Here is an 18,036-nt window from a genome sequence, read left to right on the forward strand (position 1 = left end):
CAAAAAAATAAGACGTTTGTCAATTAACAGGCGATCGCGCAGCAGCCGGGTGGGAAATGCCATGTTTAGAAAAAGTTTATGCACAAGCCTGAGGTGTTGGACGTTACAGCTAGGCAGTTCTTTCGCACTAGCGGGTTTTGTCCTCTTGGCGGGAAATAGCACCCATGCCCAGATTACACCCGATGGCACTCTGGGGGATGAATCTTCCATCGTTACTCCTAACGCTAGGATTAATCAACAGATTGTGGATTTAATTGAAGGCGGCGCGGTTCGCGGCGCGAATCTCTTCCACAGTTTTCAATACTTTAATGTCAGCGAAGGACAGCAGGTTTATTTCACCAATCCTACGGGAATTGAAACGATTTTCAGTCGGGTAACGGGAACGGATATCTCAGATATTTTGGGAACACTGGGCGTTAATGGAAATGCCAATTTGTTTTTACTTAATCCCAATGGGATTGTTTTTGGTCCTCATGCATCCCTCGATATCCGGGGGGCGTTTGTGGCGTCCACTGCAGAGAGTTTAGTCTGGGAAAATGGGACTCAGTTTAGTGCGACAAATCCCCAAGCACCACCACTGTTAACGATTAATGTGACACCGGGATTACAGTATGGGTCAACCTCTCCCCAATCAACGATTATCAATCGAGGAAATTTGGCGGTGGGACAAGATTTCACAATGCAAGCCGGGACGCTGAATTTACAGGGTCAGTTATTGGCGGGGGGTGATTTAAGCTTATTCGCCACGGATACGGTGAAGGTGCGCGATACGGTAACGAGTCCGTTTATCGCGGCGGCTAGGCGTCAGTTACTGGTACAGGGGAACCAAAATGTGGACATTTTTGCCCTGAATCACCCCGACAGTGGCTTGTTTGCTCAGGGAGATTTGGTCTTGCGATCAGAGAATACTGTGGGTGGTGATGCTCACTATAGCACAGGCGGCAGTTTTCGGATTGAACAGCTTGATGGTAGTTTAGGACGTTGGTCAAGTCCCGATGACCCAATTATTCGCGCTAGAGGTGATGTGAGTTTTGATGTTTATGTCGGTGCATCACTGCATATTTTAGCAGGGGGGAAAGTTGATATTGGTACAGTCATAATTACAGGTACAGATCAAACGAATTATTTGCAGGACAAGATAACTCTGTCCGATGGAACTGATATCCAAATTGATGGACGTGAAAAACCAACGCTTGATGTGCGGGCGGGGGTTGATCCAGATAAAATCGGTATGCCTGGGATAACCGGTTTTGGTGTTTTTTTAGACCCTAATTTATTTTTTGACCCTAACCAACCCAGTTTAAGTGATGTGGCGACAAGTGCGGATATCACTATTGGCGATATCGTGTTTGAGTTTGGTGTTGTCGATGGCGTGGTTTTGCTGACGAATCAGTATCAGCCGAATCCGGCTTTACCCGGTGGACAGATAGAAATTACAGGGAAAGGCTTTTTTGGGTTTGGTATTAATACGAATAGTGATGGGACTAATAGTCCAGAAAAAGCTGGCGATATCATTATTGACTCAAGAGGCGGTATTGTTTCTGCTGGAGAATTACAGGCTAGTTCTGATGGAGATGGAGGGGAGATCACTCTTATCGCTCAAGATACTATTACGACAGGAAACATTTGGTCTGTTTCTTTTTCTGCCAATAGTGGTCAGATTCGGTTCATTAGCCATAATGGCGCGATTGATACAACCGCCGGAACTATAGCTTCCTTTTCCAATGATGGAACAGGTGGCGATATTTCATTTATGGCTCAAGAGGGGATCACGACAGGAGATATTCAATCTTTTTCTGTCTCTTCCCATAGTGGTCAGATTAATCTTACTAGCACTAATGGGAGAATTGATACAACGGCTGGGGAGTTAGATTCTGCTTCAACGGGTGGAACAGGTGGCGATATTACATTCGTTGCTCACGATCACATTCAAACAGGAAACATCAACTCTTCTTCTCGCTTCTCCAATAGTGGTGAGATTAGTCTTACTAGCACTAATGGGAGAATTGATTCCACAACCGGATGGCTCGACTCCTCTTCAATTGAGGGAAATGGGGGGAATATTTGGCTCAGTGCTAATGGGACGATTAATACCGCCGATATTTTGGCTCCTTCCTTCTCTTCCAATAGTGGTCAAATTCGTCTCACCAGTAACAGTGATGCCATTGACACGAGCGCTGGGTTTATTGCTTCGGCTTCCACTGATGGCAAAGGCGGAGATGTTACGTTCATTGCTCAAGAGAATATCACGACAGGAACTATCCAGTCTTTTTCTCGCTTTTCCAATAGTGGTGAGATTAGTATTACTAGCAATAATGGGAGAATTGATACAACGGCTGGAGAGCTAGATTCTGCTTCAACTGAGGGAAATGGGGGGGATATTTTACTCAGTGCTAATGGGACGATTAATACCGCCGATATTTTGGCTTCTTCCTTCTCCTCCAATAGTGGTCAAATTCGTCTCACCAGTAACAGTGGTGCCATTGACACGAGCGCTGGGTTTATTGTTTCTGCTTCCACTGATGGCAAAGGCGGAGATGTTACGTTCATTGCTCAAGAGAATATCACGACAGGAACCATCCGGTCTTTTTCTCGCTTTTCCAATAGTGGTGAGATTAGTCTCACCAGTAACAACGGTGGGATTGATACCACAGCCGGCTTGCTAGATTCTGCTTCAACTAGGGGAAATGCTGGGAATATTTTACTCAGTGCTAACGGTAATATTTATACCGCCGATATCTCTTCTGTTTCTGAGTTTTTTCATGGTGGTGAGATTAATTTTACCAGTAACAACGGAAAAATTGACACCACCGCCGGATTACTAAATTCTTATTCAATTGAGGGAAATGGCGGAGATATTACATTGATGGCTCTTGAGCAGATTACAACAGGAGAAGTCGAGGCGTCTAGTGTGTTCCGTAATAGCGGCAGGATCAGTATTATTAGTACCCAAGGAGGAATTGATACGACTGGAGGTTCTCTGAGTACCTTCTCTCATTTGGGTTCGACAAGTTCTATTCACCTTGAGGCTCAAAACGAAATCACGACAGGAAATATCGAAACCTTTGGTTCTTTTTCTGCTGGTGATATTATCCTGAAAACTCGCGCCTCTATTTCTACAGCAAATAGTTTGATCAGCAGTACAACGACGGGTTCAGGAAAGGGAGGTAATATCTATGTTCAAGCACGATCACTCTCTTTAACTGATGGTGCTACTATAAGTAGTAGCACTTTGGGAACAGGAGATGCTGGCAGTGTGTTTGTGATCACTGATGATCGGATAGATTTGAATAATAGTGTCATTATCGCTAGATCCCACTCTACAGCGACAGGTAAGGGGGGTAACATTACGATTGAAACTGACTCACTTTCGTTAACCAATGTGGCTGGTGTGAGCGCTAGAGCATTGGGGCAAGGAGATTCTGGAAATATAACAATTACGGCTCAGGGTGAAATTTCGCTCTCCAATTTTGGCGCTATTGAAGGAAGTGTTGACTCGGGCAAAGGTGGAAACATTACCATCACCGCTGATTCACTCTCCTTAGATAATTCTAGTATTGGTACTGACACGGTTGTCCGAGGAGAGGCAGGGAATATATCAATATTTGCCGATGGCACTGTCTCTTTGGCAAATACCAGCACAATATCAAGTAGTCTTTTCCCTGAAGCTGTCGGTAAGGGGGGTGAGATTACCATAGCGGCTGACTCGCTTTCCCTCATGAATACCGCTTCCATATTTGTTAATACGTGGGGACAAGGAGATGCTGGCAACATTGTTATAGACACTAATGACGCCGTTTATGTGGAAAACTTTGCCGGAATTTCCAGTAATGTTTTACCTGAAGCTGTCGGCAATGGGGGTGAAATTCGTCTCAAAACTGGTTCATTGTCCTTAAGGGATAGCGCCTCCATAGACACTAGCACTAATGGACAAGGAAACGCCGGTGATATCATTGTCCAAGTTGATGATCAAATCCAGCTCATAAATAACGCTTTGATCAATAGCAGTGTAAATGATAATGCTGTCGGTCAAGGTGGCGAAATTAACCTAGCCTCTGACTCCCTGTATATCGCCGATAACTCTGGTATTTTGAGCGGCACCATAGGACAAGGAAATGGCGGCAGGATTGTGGTTAATGTTGATGACTCAGTTTCAATCATGCAGAATGCTGCCATCGTTACATCAAGTTTGCAAGGGGATGCGGGTGACATTGAAATAACAACCCCGACTATTTTTCTTAACGATGGAGGTATTGTAACTGAAGCTTTTTCAGGTGAGGGTGGCAATATTCGGCTTCAGAACCTGGATTTGTTACTTATGCGCCACGAGAGTCAAGTATCTGCAACTGCAGGTAGAGCTAATGCTGGTGGAAATGGTGGTAACATTACCATTGATGCGACTGACGGCTTCATTATTGGTCCGGCTTATGAAGACAATGATATTACTGCCAATGCCTATGAAGGGAATGGCGGTAATATTAATATCACGGCTCAACGCATTATTGGTTTAAGAGAACGCCCCAACCTGACTCCCAAAAGCGATATTACGGCGAGCTCAGAATTTGGATTACAGGGGACTATCGAAACCACTGAATTAGCAGTTGACCCCAATAGTGGATTAGTGGCTTTACCCACACAACCTGCGCCACCGGAAGTCGCCCAAAACTGTCAACCTGGTGAAGTTAATGCCAATCGGTTTTATAACACTGGATCTGGGGGATTACCTCCCAATCCCAATGAAGCCCTTGTCAGTAATGCTGTGGCTGTACCCGATTGGGTGACTCTTGATCAAGGCGATAGTGTGAGTTCTACCCCAGCGACTCATGTCAGCCAAAACCGGATTATCGAAGCCCAAGGTTGGGTCAAACGTGCCGATGGAACAGTGGTGCTGACGGCTGAACCGACTACGATGACGCTTTTACCCACTTGTACGATTCGTAGCCAATCATCTGAAGCGGAAACTTCTAGGAGCTCAAGGGAGTGGAGATAGTCAATTTAAGCCCTGTTGAAAAGGAAATCGCGGAACCAAACGAAACTTTCGTCCGCTTGACAAGGACTAACCTGTGGAAACCCCTGTGGAAACCCGCGCAGGCGGGTTTGGTTTGTGTAGCTGCGGTTTCAACCGCCCCTTGTTGTGCGATCGCTGGGACTATAGACTAATCGAGGATATATTCGGTGACGCGATCGCACTACGAACCAGTTAAATGGGTGACAGGTTATGACTATTTTTGATACCAAGATTACCATGGCTAGGGCGCACGCTGGGAAAAGGGCGCACGTCGGTGCGCCCCTACGGAAACCCAATGTTAAACCTGTTTCAACGGGGTTTAAGTTGCTCTCAGAATTTTATTTGAAAGGGTTCTCTCACCTTTTAACGTTACTATTAAGCGCCGCCCTCTTCCCCACGTTCATCTCTATCCCAGCTTTTGCCCAATTTCCCCAAACTGAAACGAATCCATCACAACTTTTACAACAAAGCCGAACTCTCTACGAAAATGGACAATTTTCTCAGGCGATAACGTCCCTCCAACAAGCCGCTACTGCTTTCCAATCCATCGGTGATGTACAGCAACAAGCTATGGCATTGACCAATCTTTCCTTAGCTTATCAACAATTACAACAATGGCAAGATGCCGAAGCCGCTATCACTAAAAGTCTGAATTTATTACAATCCCATCCCGATAACTCCTCACAACACTTAAACCTGCTTGCCCAAACCCTGACAATTCAAGGTCGTCTACATCTTACCATTGGTAACCCAGAAGCCGCCCTGAAAAATTGGCAAGAATCAGCGGCAATTTATACTCAACTCAATCATCAAACAGGGATCACGCAAAGTCAAATTTATCAAAGCCTTGCGTTACAAGAAATAGGACGTTACCGTCAAGCCCTGAGAACTCTACTTGAGCTTAATCCATCCTTACCCAACCAACCCGATTCTCTACTCAAAGCTATCGGATTACGCAGTCTGGGAAATCTGCTGCGTATTGTCGGACAGGTTGAATCTCTAGACGACTTATTCCCCCAACCCAAAGATACAGAAAACTATGACTATTTAGACCAATCCAAACACCTCTTAGACCTCAGTTTAACCCTTGCTCAACAGTTACAATCTCGCCAAGAAACTGGCGAAGCTTTCCTCGGTTTAGGTAACACCGCCCGCGCCGCCTATACCCGTGCCAAAGACGCCTACGATCGCCTGCAAATCCCGATTGACCGAAATCGCGCCAACGAAAAGGTTACAGCCGCTCTCGCCGCCTATCAACAAGCGGCAACGACTACCCCTTCCCCCTCTACCCGTATCCAGGCACAACTGAATCAATTGAGCTTGGCAATTGACTATCAGGAATGGTTGGCAAAAACTGCACCCAATTTAGCCAAAAATGCTCCATCTCCTCCCCTAAACGCTCAACTCGAAACCTTACCCCAACTCCAGGATCAAATTGACGCATTACCCCTAAATCGCACGGCTATTTATGCTCAGATTAATTTCGCCCAAAGCCTGATCCAATTACTTTCGCTCACCAAGCAAACCAATCTGAAATTAAATTCCCAGATCAACAGTTCCGTCATTGAAAAACTATTACTCACCGCCATTGACCAAGCCAAACACATCAACGATAAACGAGCGCAAGCCCACGCCTTGGGAAATCTCGGCAGTCTTTATGAACAAAATAAACAATGGGAACCCGCCCAAACCTTAACCGAAAATGCGCTGATTTTGAGTGAAGCCATCAAAGCCAAAGACTTAGCCTATCAATGGCAATGGCAACTGGGACGAGTGTTAAAAAAACAGGGGGAAAAACAAAGCGCGATCGCGGCTTATTCGGAAGCGGTGACTAGCCTGGATTCCTTGCGTGGTGATTTAATCAGTCTCAATAATCCCGACTTACAATTCTCCTTTCGTGATCATATCGAACCCGTCTATCGTGAACTCGTAGATTTACTCCTCTCCCAGCCGGATGAAACTAGCCGAAAACCCAGCCAAGCCAACCTAAAAAAAGCCCGTCAACTCATCGAAGACTTGCAAGTGGCAGAACTAGAAAACTTCCTCCGTTGTCGCTTATCTGACGCCACCACCTTACCCATTGATCGGGCGATTGATGAACAGAATTTGAATGCCGCAATTATCTATCCAATTATCCTGGAAAACCGGATTGAAATTATTCTCAAATTGCCCCAACAATCGGAACTCATCCACACCACCACATTTATTCCGAAAGCGGAAGTTGAACGCACTATCGAACAACTCCAAGACGATATCCAAGAATACAAAACGGGGCTAGATCCTAATTCCCGATTTCGTTTAGTTTATGATTGGCTGATTGCCCCTATTGAAAACGACTTAACCCAAACCCAACAACTAGAAACCTTAGTCTTTGTCTTAGATGGCGCGTTCAGAACAATTCCCATGGCAGCCCTGTATGATGGAGAACAATACCTGATCGAAACCTATAGTATTGCCCTGAATATTGGTCTTCAATTCTCCAAAACCGAATCCTGGCAATCCGAACAATTCCAACTACTAACGGCTGGACTTAGTGAAGCCCGTCATGGGTTTAAAGCCCTTCCTTATGTTGAGGATGAATTAGCACAAATTCAATCGAATCTTCCTCATAGCCAAATCTTACTCAATTCAGCATTTACCAGGCAAACGTTTCAAAACCAAATTAATTCTCAACCCTTTGGCGTGGTTCATTTAGCCACTCATGGACAATTTAGTTCGAGTCCGGATGAAACCTTTATTCTCGCTTATGATCAACCAATTAATGTTAATCAACTCAATCAATTCCTGCAAACCCACACTGAAAATCGCCCCGATGGGATTGAATTACTGGTGCTGAGTGCTTGTCAAACCGCCACAGGGGATCAACGGGCGACGTTAGGCATTGCTGGGATCTCAGTCAGGGCGGGGGCGCGGAGTGCGATCGCGTCTTTATTTAATGTCAATGATAACTCTACCGCGTTGCTGATGAGTCAATTTTACCAAGAACTAGCACAACCCAATATTACTAAAGCCGAAGCCCTGCGCCGCGCTCAGATCAGTTTATTACAACAAGAAAGCTATCAGAGTCCCTATTATTGGTCTCCCTATATTCTAGTGGGTAATTGGCGGTAAAGGGGTATAAAGGTATATTTAGCAGACCCTATTTATTATTTTTCCTTTAACCGTTCCAAGAATAGCTGATAGTTCTGATACTGGGAACTAAATACATAATCCGGTGACGTAATTGTCGTGAAGTTCCTGACTCCTATTTGCTTCAACTAGCAGCAAACTCAGTAAATTTTCGTTTATATGGGGCTTTAAAACCCAAAACTATATCTTGTTTAGGAACTCCAGCTTCTACTAATTCATTAGCCACTCCGATTTCGGTTCCATCGCGTTCGATCCAAATTTTACCATCTTTAATTTCTACGTAAATGATACAACCAAATATCCGCGTTAGTTCTTGCCAACCAATATTAAGAACTTGATAGCGATCGCGCTATTGCCGTCTATTGCCGTCGCTGAATTACTAACTTTTTCACAAGTTCATAAGTCATCGTTTGCCCTCGCCGTACATCTTGCGTTTCAATCGTATTCATCGGATGTCCCTGTTTATTAATCTTCCTTTAACCGTTCCAAGAATACCTGATAATTCTGAGACTGGGAACCAAAAACATACTCAGGTGACGTAATCGTCATGTCACTCCCCCCCGCCTTTCTCAGATGATTAACCGCCGCCAGTAACATGTTTTGCTCAACGACAATCGTTACCGCATACCAATCCTTATCTTCCTTAGAATAAACCTTGGCAATCGTGGGTCCTCGTAAGCCGGTTAAACCACTCAATTCGCTATGATTGACTAAATAAGTGCCAATCTCATCGGCTGATTGACCCCGAACATTTGCCGTGATTGAGACATATTTTTTCGCATTCAGATTTGCCTCAATTAATTCCAAGATCGTTTTGGTTGTGTCCAGTTTTATCGAATCCTCTTGAAGTAATCGTTTGTTGCCAATCAGACAGGCTTGGGACTTTAACAGTGTGCCACCAGCAATCCGCTTTAAGCGGTTTTCTCGTAGGGTAGTTCCCGTACTGGTGACATCAGCAATCATGTCCGCATACCCCATACTGGGCGCGGCTTCCATAGCACCTTGGACGGAGACTAGGGAAAAGTTTACGATGAGTTTTTCATACAACCAATCTCTGGTCAGATTGGGATATTTCGTGGCAATTCTCAGGTTTTTACCTTTTTCTTTAAATAGAAGGGTGAGTTCGGCTAAATCTTCAATCGAGGATACATCGACCCAACTTTCGGGAACAGCTAATACCAGTTTGCATTTACCGTAACCCAAACGGTCATGAATAACCACGACATTATCATGACCCACGCCTTCTTCACAGACGACATCATAGCCAGTAATTCCTAGGTCAACGCTACCTTCTTCAACTTTGGTGAAAATATCAGCAGCCCGTTGGAAAAGTACATTAATTTGAGGGAGTGAAGGAATCGAGCCGAAATATTGGCGATCGCTGGGTCTAAAGACACTCATTCCACAGGCTGACAGGAGGCTGCTTGTCGAGCGTTCCAGCGCTCCTTTACTGGGGAGAGCGAGGCGAACGGGTGATTGGTAATTTGTCATTGGTGATTTGTCATTGGTCATTCGTCATTGGTCATTTGTGATACCCGCTTCTGAAAAAAAGCAAGCACCATCATTTGTCAAGTTATCCGGCTTAATCGATCATGAATATACTTGGCGGCGTCGCTTACGGTTAGCTGCTGCTGTTCTCCGGAATCCATCTGCTTGAGTACAACATTTGACGCTTGTCGTTCCTCTGAACCCACGAGAATGGTGTAGGGAATGCCTTGTTTGTCGGCGTATTGGAAGTTACTGGAAACACTTTTTCCTCTCAGATCCATAGCGACTGCCAATCCAGTATGTCGCAATTTTTGAGCAACACTAATGGCATACCCGGCATCATCTTGACTGACAGGAACCACCCAAACATCCACGAATTGATCCACTTGCCAAACTTTGCCCTCAGCTTCTAGGGCTAATCTCAGCCGTTCCATCCCGTAGGAAAAGCCAGTGGCTGGGGTATCTTGGCGTCCGCCGAAGGTTCCCACTAAATCATCATATCGACCACCGCCGCAGATTTGTCGCTCCTGTTTGCCTGCGCCATGATAAATTTCAAAAATCATGCCTGTATAGTATTGCAATCCTCGGCTAAGTCCTAAATCCAGGCTAATTTGACTAGAATCTAGATTGTAGAATTCTAATGTCTTAATAATCTCACGCAGTTGTTCAAGTCCAGCATCATCGATGCCATGGGAACAGAGGAGTGTTTGGGCTTCTTTTAAGACTTCCGTGGGTTCTCCTACCAGTTGTCCCAGTTGACTCATAAACTCTAGCGCTTTACTGACTCTCTCAGTTTGATCTTGGCGTTTTATTTTGGTCAGCAGGCGATCAACAATTTCCTGGGCGTCGCGATTACCCGCCAATTCAATGTTCATGCTGTCTAGGAGATCCAGAATCGCAGTTTGGGCGTCGGATTCTGCCATTCCCTGAAAGAGTTGACTCAACCGTTGGCTGTGGACTGTCTCCAGGTTCGTCTGTTCTGGACTGAGTTGGGGGTTAGAGGTATAGAGGGCAAAGGCGGGATAGATATCACACAAACGCTGTTCGACAGCGGATTTGCCTTCCTTGCGTAAAATTTCCATATTGGTTAGCAAGAAGCTACGCAAGCGACTTTCGATCTGGAGGTTATCCAGAAATTTAGAGATTACGCCAATATGACCCAGAACGATTCGATACCCGCTTAATCCTAAACGATTTAACCCTTGGGATGCGATCGCGATAATTTCGGCATCTGCCATCGCCCCTGTCGCGCCAATTAGTTCAATCCCCATCTGGTTAAACTGGCGGTAGCGTTCTTTCTGGGGGCGTTCGTAGCGGAAGGCGGAACCCGCATAGTAGAGGCGAATGGGTTGGGGAACGCCTTGCAGGTTGTCTACATAAGCGCGGACAACCGAGGCGGTAAATTCGGGGCGCAAGCAAAGGCGGCGGTTGCGGTAGATGAAGTCATAGAGACGGGGGGCGATTTCTTCACCGGATTTCCTTAAATACAGTTCTGTATATTCAATCAGTGGCACGTCAATTGGACGATAGCCGAAGGATTGGAAGCATTGGCGCAGGGTATCTTCAAGTTGTTTAGTGATGGCGTAATCATCGGGCAAGACATCGTTGACGCCGCGTACTCGTTCAATTTTGGTTTTTCGCATTTTGGTCATTTGTCATTTGTCATTTGTCATTCGTCATTTGTCATTTGTCATTTGTCATTCGTCATTCGTCATTCGTCATTTGTCATTTGTCATTTGTCATTTGTCATTCGTCATTCGTCATTCGTCATTCGTCATTCGTCATTTGTGATAATTGAACGGTTAGGTCTGGGCGGGTTTAGTTATATCAGGGTAACACCCAAGGTTAACGGTAAAACCCGCCCCTACAAAAGATATTTCATCGGAACGTCTTTACATCGCTTTAACGTTTACCGATAAATGGGTAGGGTAAAGTGAAAACACCCGCCACCTTTACCTTTAGTAGGGCAATCGACCCAGATGCGACCATAATGGGCGCGGATTATGCGTTGGCACAAGGATAAACCAATCCCGTACCCGTCCTTGCCTTGATCGCGTTTGAGTCGGAAATGATTCTCAAAAATGCGATCGCGATTTTCTTCCGGGATACCCGGACCTGTATCATAGACCGAGACTTGAACTTTTTGGGTGGTGCGGTGCAGCATCGAAACCTGAATTTTACCCCCTTTTGGGGTGTATTTGTTGGCATTGTCTAGCAGATTGACGATGACTTGACGCACCAACTCACTATCGGCATGGACAGGGGGTAAATCCTGGGGAATGTCTGTTTCCACAATCTGGGATTTGAGTTGGAAGGACTCCTGCATTTGATTGAGAATATCTTGACACAAGGGTCCTAAAGCTAGTTTGCGGGGTTTAACGTAAAAGTCGGCGTTGCTGCCTTTGGCTGCTTGCAGGATTTCCGTAATCATGCGATCGATGGTACGGAGTTGGATACGTGCTTGTTCAAATAACCGGGCTTTTAGAGTGGGCGTCAATTCAGGACGAGGGGATTGACTGGGGTTGTTTTGACCTAATTGCAGGGTATCTAAGGCAATGGATGCGGCGGTTAAAGGGTTGCGGATGTCATGGGCTAACATGGACAAGATTTGGTCTTTAAAATGGATATTTTCCCGCAGTGCTGTGTTTTCTTGGTTGAGGCGAAAAATTTCGTCAGTGAGTTGAATCACTTCGACGGAAGATGCCATGGAAGGTTTGGCGGATGAGCCATTCTCACTGGAGATATCCCTGTTAGCGGATAAGATCATCTGCTGGGTTAACTCGGCTTTATAGTCTTCGATACAGCGTTGCCAGCGTGACCAACAGTTCTGCAACTGTCCGAGTAAATTCGTTCCCGCTAGGGTTTGTCGGGGTTGGGGATGAATCTTTAGCAGGGCTGGAGTGGCTACAATTTTAAAATGTTCGGCTAAATAGGGCTGTTCTCCCACCTTCACAATCATCAGTTCAAACGGATAGTCCTGTTTCAAGGACTCCAGATAGTTGCGGATGCGATGGATATGTTTCCGGGAACTGGGGCGCTCATCGACAAACAGCAGAAGCTGTAAGGTGGCTTCCCCATCCGGAGAGTTCTCATGAGCGACCTGCATGAAATTGGGTGTTAACACTCTTAACTGGGGCAATTATAGGAGAACATGGGACTTGACTGCCTCGGGGCTGGGGGGTCTTTGCTTCCTTAGAGTATAGTGTAGCGAAGGTGAACACCCCCGTACTGTAGCCAGCGATGAAACCGAGCGATGCGAAGAGCCTTGCCACTTTAGTTGCGAGTCTATTGCGTCCTGACGACAATCAACCAATAATGTAGTATAATACCAGCCAACATTGCAAGAGGTCGAAGCAAGTGTTTAATCGAATCTACGAATTTAAACTAAAACCAACTAACGCTCAAGTAGTCACTTTTGAGGAGTGGCTAGAACAGTGTCGTCGAGTATACAACTACTCGCTAGCTGAGCGAAAAGATTGGGTGAATAGTCGTAAGTGTCAGATAAACGCTTGCTCCATAATATTCTCTCCCAATGCTGTTTCAAGCGAGGGGTGTATTTCCAGAAAATACCCGCCGCAGGCACAAGTCAGACCTGTCCCAAGTGCTTGAAAGAGACGGGCCGAAAGAAGCTATCCCAACGTGTTCATAGATGTCAGTATTGTGGGTACACCTGTAATCGTGATGTAGCTGCGGCCCAAGTAGTCGAGATTAGAGGACTGCAAGCCCTGAGACACACGGTAGGTAGAGACTCCTCATGCTACGTCTCTACGGAGGGTAAAGGTTCCATCCACCGAAGATGTAAAACTCTGCCTCCCTATGAAAGAAGAATCCCCGTCTATGCAAGAGCGAGGAGTGTCAAAATTTAATCTCTATTTTAGATTTTCCGCAAAACTGAACGGTTTGTGAGGTTAATCTATCCTTTTGCTGTCCCTTTCGTCCTAAAATCTTAAATGACTGTCAACCTCCCAGGCTATCCTAAACTTTTCGTTATCTAGCAATTCACGACTTCTATTCACTATGGCTATCGGCTACGTTGCGCTCGTCCTTCATGCCCATCTACCTTTTGTGCGGCATCCAGAAAGTGACTATGTTTTGGAAGAAGAATGGCTATTTGAAGCCATCACCGAAACTTACGTCCCCCTCCTGCATGTCTTTGAAGGGTTAAAGCGGGATGGGGTGGACTTTAAAATCACCATGAGCATGACACCCCCTTTGGTGTCGATGCTAAAAGATCCTCTGTTGCAAGAACGCTATGACAAACATCTTGCCTTACTTGAGGAATTAGTTCAAAAGGAAGTCGAGCATAACAAACATAATGGTCACATCCGCTACCTCGCTGAACATTACGTTAACGAGTTCAGCCTGATTCGCCAAACCTGGGAACAGTACCAGGGTGACTTGATAACCGCATTTAAACAATTTCTAGACAGCAATAACCTGGAAATCATCACTTGCGGCGCGACTCACGGCTATTTTCCGCTGATGAAGATGTATCCCCAAGCTGTTTGGGCGCAAATTCAGGTGGCTTGTGAGCATTATGAGCAAACCTTTGGGCGTCCCCCGAAAGGGATGTGGTTACCCGAATGCGCTTATTACGAAGGGGTAGAACGGTTACTCGCTGATGCGGGCTTACGCTATTTCCTCACCGATGGTCACGGGATCTTGTATGCCCGTCCCCGTCCCCGTTTTGGCACTTACGCTCCGATTTATACGGAGACAGGAGTCGCGGCATTTGGGCGAGATCACGAGTCCTCTCAGCAGGTGTGGTCTTCGGAAGTGGGGTATCCAGGTTCACCGGAATATCGGGAATTTTACAAGGATTTAGGCTGGGAAGCCGAATACGAGTACATTAAGCCCTATATCATGCCCAATGGACAGCGCAAAAATACAGGAATTAAATATCACCGGATCACAGGTCGTGGATTAGGGTTAGGGGATAAGGCGTTGTATGACCCCTATTGGGCGCGAGAAAAAGCTGCGGAAAATGCGGCTAACTTTATGTTTAACCGGGAACAACAGGTGGGTCATTTGGCGGGAATTATGCAGCGTCCGCCGATTGTGGTTTCCCCTTATGATGCGGAACTGTTTGGTCATTGGTGGTACGAGGGACCGTGGTTTATCGATTATCTGTTCCGTAAGTCTTGGTATGATCAGGGGACTTATGACATGACCCACCTGGCGGACTATTTGCAGGATAATCCCACCCAGCAGGTTTGTAAGCCCTCTCAGTCAAGTTGGGGGTATAAGGGATTCCATGAATATTGGCTCAATGAAACTAATGCTTGGATTTATCCTCACCTGCACAAAGCAGCGGAACGGATGATTGAGCTAGGGCGTCGCGAACCCGCTGATGAACTGGAATGGAAAGCACTTAACCAGGCGGCGCGAGAGGTACTCCTGGCGCAGTCGTCGGACTGGGCGTTTATTATGCGGACAGGAACTATGGTACCCTATGCCGTGCGGCGGACGCGATCGCACTTGATGCGGTTTAATAAGCTGTATGAGGATATCAAAATCGGTAAAATCGACAGTGGCTGGTTGGAAAAAGTCGAGGAAATCGATAATATCTTCCCCCAAATCAACTACCGGGTTTATCGTCCGCTTTGACCTCTCCTTGGCTTGAAACACCATGGGAGCACGACATAATGTGGTACTAAAATATTACGCCCTTGGGGTGGCTTGGCGATAGCAGAAGCCGAAATGATGTAGAGACGTTGCATTCAACGTCTCTACTTTTATAACCACCTTGACGGTTAAAAATCATCCAGAGTTTTTAGGGGTGAACACCCATACAAGTAATCCATAGAAGTAGGAGATTTCCCAGTTAGGCAAATAGTTTTGAACACTGTCATTGCCATCGCATTTAAGAGCTTATCCAAAGCTTGAATACCCTTGACACTATTTACATTCGCTTGATCAAACCAGGATAGTATTTGCTCATCTGAGAACAGACTCCTAGAATTGGCTAAATACTTCTCGCAAAACTGCGTAAAAATCCTTTGCACAATTTTATACTGTATGAGAACCCACTCCGTCTGATGTGAGGCACCGAATGATTTTTTGCGGTAAACAAAATCATGGGGTAGCCATTGCCCAGCCATTTCTCGAATAATCATTTTATTCCAAAATAATGCGGCATGATGTTGAGGTGGAACAGCAGCTAAATATTCGACTAAACGATGATCTAAAAAGGGAACACGAGCTTCAATACTTTGACTCATAGCGCTGCGATCTTCATGCCAAAGGTTATAATCTTGTAAATAATAAACTTCTCGTAACATTTGTTTCTGAAACGAAGTACAATCAGGCGGATAAGATTTAATGCCTCTATCAAACAGGTATGACCCATCATTAAGGCTAGTTAGTTGTTTGAGTTGACTTGTCTGTTGCTCCTCTTCGTTCAATTGTTGGATATAGTCTTGCCAGTCCTTTGTCGAGCTATCTTCAGGGGCAGAGTATCCGCCAGCAAATTCATCAGCACCCTGTCCCAAAAGCATTACTTTGAGGTCAGGAAATAGGGTTTGGCAATAACGATGGAGTTCGTGCTTCAAAAACCAATCCATATTAAATTTTGGCGCATCCATTATCCAAATAAAATATTCAAAAGTTTCTAATGAAAAATGAACTTGTTCTAATAGCTTTTCCGAATCAAAATATACCGGATGAAACGGTAGATTGAGCTTTTGGCAAAACTGACGCGCTGCTTGGATATCTCCATTTTCTCTCGTGTAATCGGCTAAGATGCTGAAGCAATGTAATCGGTTATGGAATTGATTGGCAACAGCGACAACTGCTCCAGAGTCCAACCCTCCACTCAAAAAGGCTCCTACAGGTACATCACTCATCAGACGTTTCTGTACACTATCGACAAAAAGCTCGCGATATTCTCTGATATAGTCTTGAGGCTGGCGTGAGTCTGAGTTAGGCTCGGTGACCCAATAATTTTCTAAATTCCAATAGGACTGAATAATTAGGTTGGTTGTGTTAGCATCATAAAGCAAATAATGACCACCAGCTAACCTGTTAATTCCTCTCACATAGGATGTGGTAACGCTTAAATTAGTTAAATCCTGGAACTGAGGATGCCTTGGTACATTGGGATGGGCTAAGAGGGACATTAAAGTCGAGCCAAAAATGAGTAGGGAGCCAATTTGTGCGTAGTATAATGGTTTTATTCCTAGGCGGTCTCGTGCTAAAAATAACTGTTGTCGTCGAGCATCCCATAAAGCAATAGCAAACATACCATTCAGTAAATGGAGTGCGTTGACTCCAATTTCTTCATACAAGTGCAAAACAATTTCGGCATCAGAATAGGTGCGAAATTGATGGGTGTTCCGTAAGTTTGAACGCAACTCTATATGGTTGTAGATTTCTCCATTGACGGCAACAAACATAGTTTTGTCTTCATTCCAAATCGGTTGTTGCCCTCCAGCTAAATCGACAATAGATAACCGTCTGAAAATAAATGACAATGGCGTTGAGTCAAATAATTGCTTGTCATCTATGCCGCGCCGATATAATCGTTCTCCCATCTGGTTTAGAATCTGTAAACGCTCTGATTGTTTGTATTGCTGGTGATTGTTTCCATCTATAAATCCGGCAAATCCACACATTTATATTGTCCGAGTTTATTGCTATATCGATTTATTATACACTCAATCATGTAAATTACGGCGATTTCTAATTTGTGGTGCTAAACTTGCAGGGGTGACAAGCCGATCAAAACCAGGGTAAGTAGTCGGACATAAATAAAGGTAACTGTGTTAAGTTTAATCAAAATACACAATCGTTCCACCTGAGTGCGATCGCGGAATTTGACAAAACTTAATGATCGTGATTTTTACTTTTATAGCGTTTCTCATAGGAGCAGGTACATGACTGAGGGTGCAAGCCTAGATCCCCTACATTGGGGTGTACCTCACGCTCTTGAGAATGGCTATATCCGACTACTGCGGTTAAACCAACTACTAAAAAAGATGAACAAATAATGTCCAGTGAAAACAAAGCTCAAAATCCAAACGAACAGAACCCAGAACATGAAAAACTCGTAAACAATCAGCCGTCAATTGAAGGACAACAGAAAAGTCAAGAAGAACTGACTGAGGAAGAGTTGGAGAAGATAGCGGGAGGGTTCCGTCGTGCGGGGAGATAATGGAGAATCCAGTCTAGTCTCTACGCAAAAGCTAGATTACTTGAAAACCACCCTATTTAGTTGTATCTTATGGCTCGCTATAGTCAAAAGTAGGGTGGGGAGATTCTCAAGAATAAAAGAGAGACTTGCCTCACGGTTGCTCATGATTGCCGTATCCTTATCTTGCATTTAAAGATACCGCTTTGGCATCGTTAAGAACACTGATTCCTTTTGGTAGAGGAACCATTGATGGTTGAATATGCATGGAAATTTCACAACG

The 18,036-nt window shown here is 45.1% G+C and carries 11 protein-coding genes and 2 pseudogenes; 8 read left to right on the forward strand and 5 right to left on the reverse strand.

Annotated elements, in window-relative coordinates:
• Positions 1–16: 16 nt before the first annotated feature.
• The 3 genes from RIG27_RS24985 (at position 17) to RIG27_RS24995 (ending at position 8,119) form a co-directional block, all read left to right on the forward strand.
• Positions 17–4,990: a two-partner secretion domain-containing protein gene (locus RIG27_RS24985; protein WP_446349694.1), complete on the forward strand. Its 4,974-nt coding sequence runs from the start codon at positions 17–19 to the stop codon at positions 4,988–4,990.
• A gap of 73 nt (positions 4,991–5,063) precedes the next feature.
• The gene (locus RIG27_RS24990) at positions 5,064–5,204 is read left to right on the forward strand and encodes a hypothetical protein (protein ID WP_446349696.1); all 141 of its coding nucleotides are present in this window, start codon (positions 5,064–5,066) and stop codon (positions 5,202–5,204) included.
• 14 nt (positions 5,205–5,218) lie between these two features.
• Complete coding sequence (locus RIG27_RS24995) at positions 5,219–8,119, forward strand: CHAT domain-containing protein (RefSeq protein ID WP_446349698.1); 2,901 nt, start codon at positions 5,219–5,221, stop codon at positions 8,117–8,119.
• Positions 8,120–8,261: 142 nt separating this feature from the next.
• Here the strand turns inward: RIG27_RS24995 and RIG27_RS25000 are convergent.
• The 3 genes and pseudogenes from RIG27_RS25000 to hisZ form a co-directional block, all read right to left on the reverse strand.
• A pseudogene (locus tag RIG27_RS25000) lies at positions 8,262–8,486 on the reverse strand (element excision factor XisI family protein); the annotation flags it as partial.
• A 116-nt stretch (positions 8,487–8,602) separates the two neighbouring features.
• Entirely contained in the window at positions 8,603–9,577 is a 975-nt protein-coding gene (gene hisG, locus RIG27_RS25005; protein ID WP_446349752.1) for an ATP phosphoribosyltransferase, read from the reverse strand.
• Positions 9,578–9,705: 128 nt separating this feature from the next.
• Complete coding sequence (gene hisZ / locus RIG27_RS25010; protein ID WP_446349700.1) at positions 9,706–11,277, reverse strand: ATP phosphoribosyltransferase regulatory subunit; 1,572 nt, start codon at positions 11,275–11,277, stop codon at positions 9,706–9,708.
• On the opposite strand from hisZ, the gene RIG27_RS25015 reads away from it, so the two are divergent.
• On the forward strand, positions 11,278–11,544 hold the full coding sequence (locus tag RIG27_RS25015) for a hypothetical protein (RefSeq protein ID WP_446349702.1): 267 nt from the start codon (positions 11,278–11,280) through the stop codon (positions 11,542–11,544).
• Here the strand turns inward: RIG27_RS25015 and RIG27_RS25020 are convergent.
• Positions 11,535–12,731: a histidine kinase gene (locus tag RIG27_RS25020; RefSeq protein ID WP_446349704.1), complete on the reverse strand. Its 1,197-nt coding sequence runs from the start codon at positions 12,729–12,731 to the stop codon at positions 11,535–11,537. The genes RIG27_RS25015 and RIG27_RS25020 overlap by 10 nt on opposite strands.
• Before the next feature lie 251 nt (positions 12,732–12,982).
• On the opposite strand from RIG27_RS25020, the gene RIG27_RS25025 reads away from it, so the two are divergent.
• The 3 genes and pseudogenes from RIG27_RS25025 to RIG27_RS25035 all read left to right on the forward strand — a co-directional run bounded on the left by RIG27_RS25025 (position 12,983) and on the right by RIG27_RS25035 (position 15,232).
• Positions 12,983–13,234: a helix-turn-helix domain-containing protein gene (locus tag RIG27_RS25025; protein WP_446349706.1), complete on the forward strand. Its 252-nt coding sequence runs from the start codon at positions 12,983–12,985 to the stop codon at positions 13,232–13,234.
• Positions 13,147–13,531: pseudogene (locus RIG27_RS25030) on the forward strand (zinc ribbon domain-containing protein); the annotation flags it as partial. The gene RIG27_RS25025 and the pseudogene RIG27_RS25030, both read left to right, overlap by 88 nt.
• A gap of 111 nt (positions 13,532–13,642) precedes the next feature.
• Positions 13,643–15,232, forward strand: coding sequence for a glycoside hydrolase family 57 protein (locus RIG27_RS25035; RefSeq protein WP_446349708.1), 1,590 nt, complete (start codon positions 13,643–13,645; stop codon positions 15,230–15,232).
• A 146-nt stretch (positions 15,233–15,378) separates the two neighbouring features.
• Here RIG27_RS25035 and asnB read toward each other — a convergent pair whose 3' ends face one another.
• The gene (gene asnB / locus RIG27_RS25040; protein ID WP_446349710.1) at positions 15,379–17,238 is read right to left on the reverse strand and encodes an asparagine synthase (glutamine-hydrolyzing); all 1,860 of its coding nucleotides are present in this window, start codon (positions 17,236–17,238) and stop codon (positions 15,379–15,381) included.
• A 374-nt stretch (positions 17,239–17,612) separates the two neighbouring features.
• On the opposite strand from asnB, the gene RIG27_RS25045 reads away from it, so the two are divergent.
• Positions 17,613–17,777 (forward strand): bacteriocin, encoded by a 165-nt coding sequence (locus RIG27_RS25045; RefSeq protein ID WP_446349712.1) that lies wholly within the window; start codon positions 17,613–17,615, stop codon positions 17,775–17,777.
• Positions 17,778–18,036 lie beyond the last annotated feature (259 nt).

Source organism: Coleofasciculus sp. F4-SAH-05, assembly GCF_040222985.1.
GTDB classification, from domain to species: domain Bacteria; phylum Cyanobacteriota; class Cyanobacteriia; order Cyanobacteriales; family Coleofasciculaceae; genus Coleofasciculus; species Coleofasciculus chthonoplastes.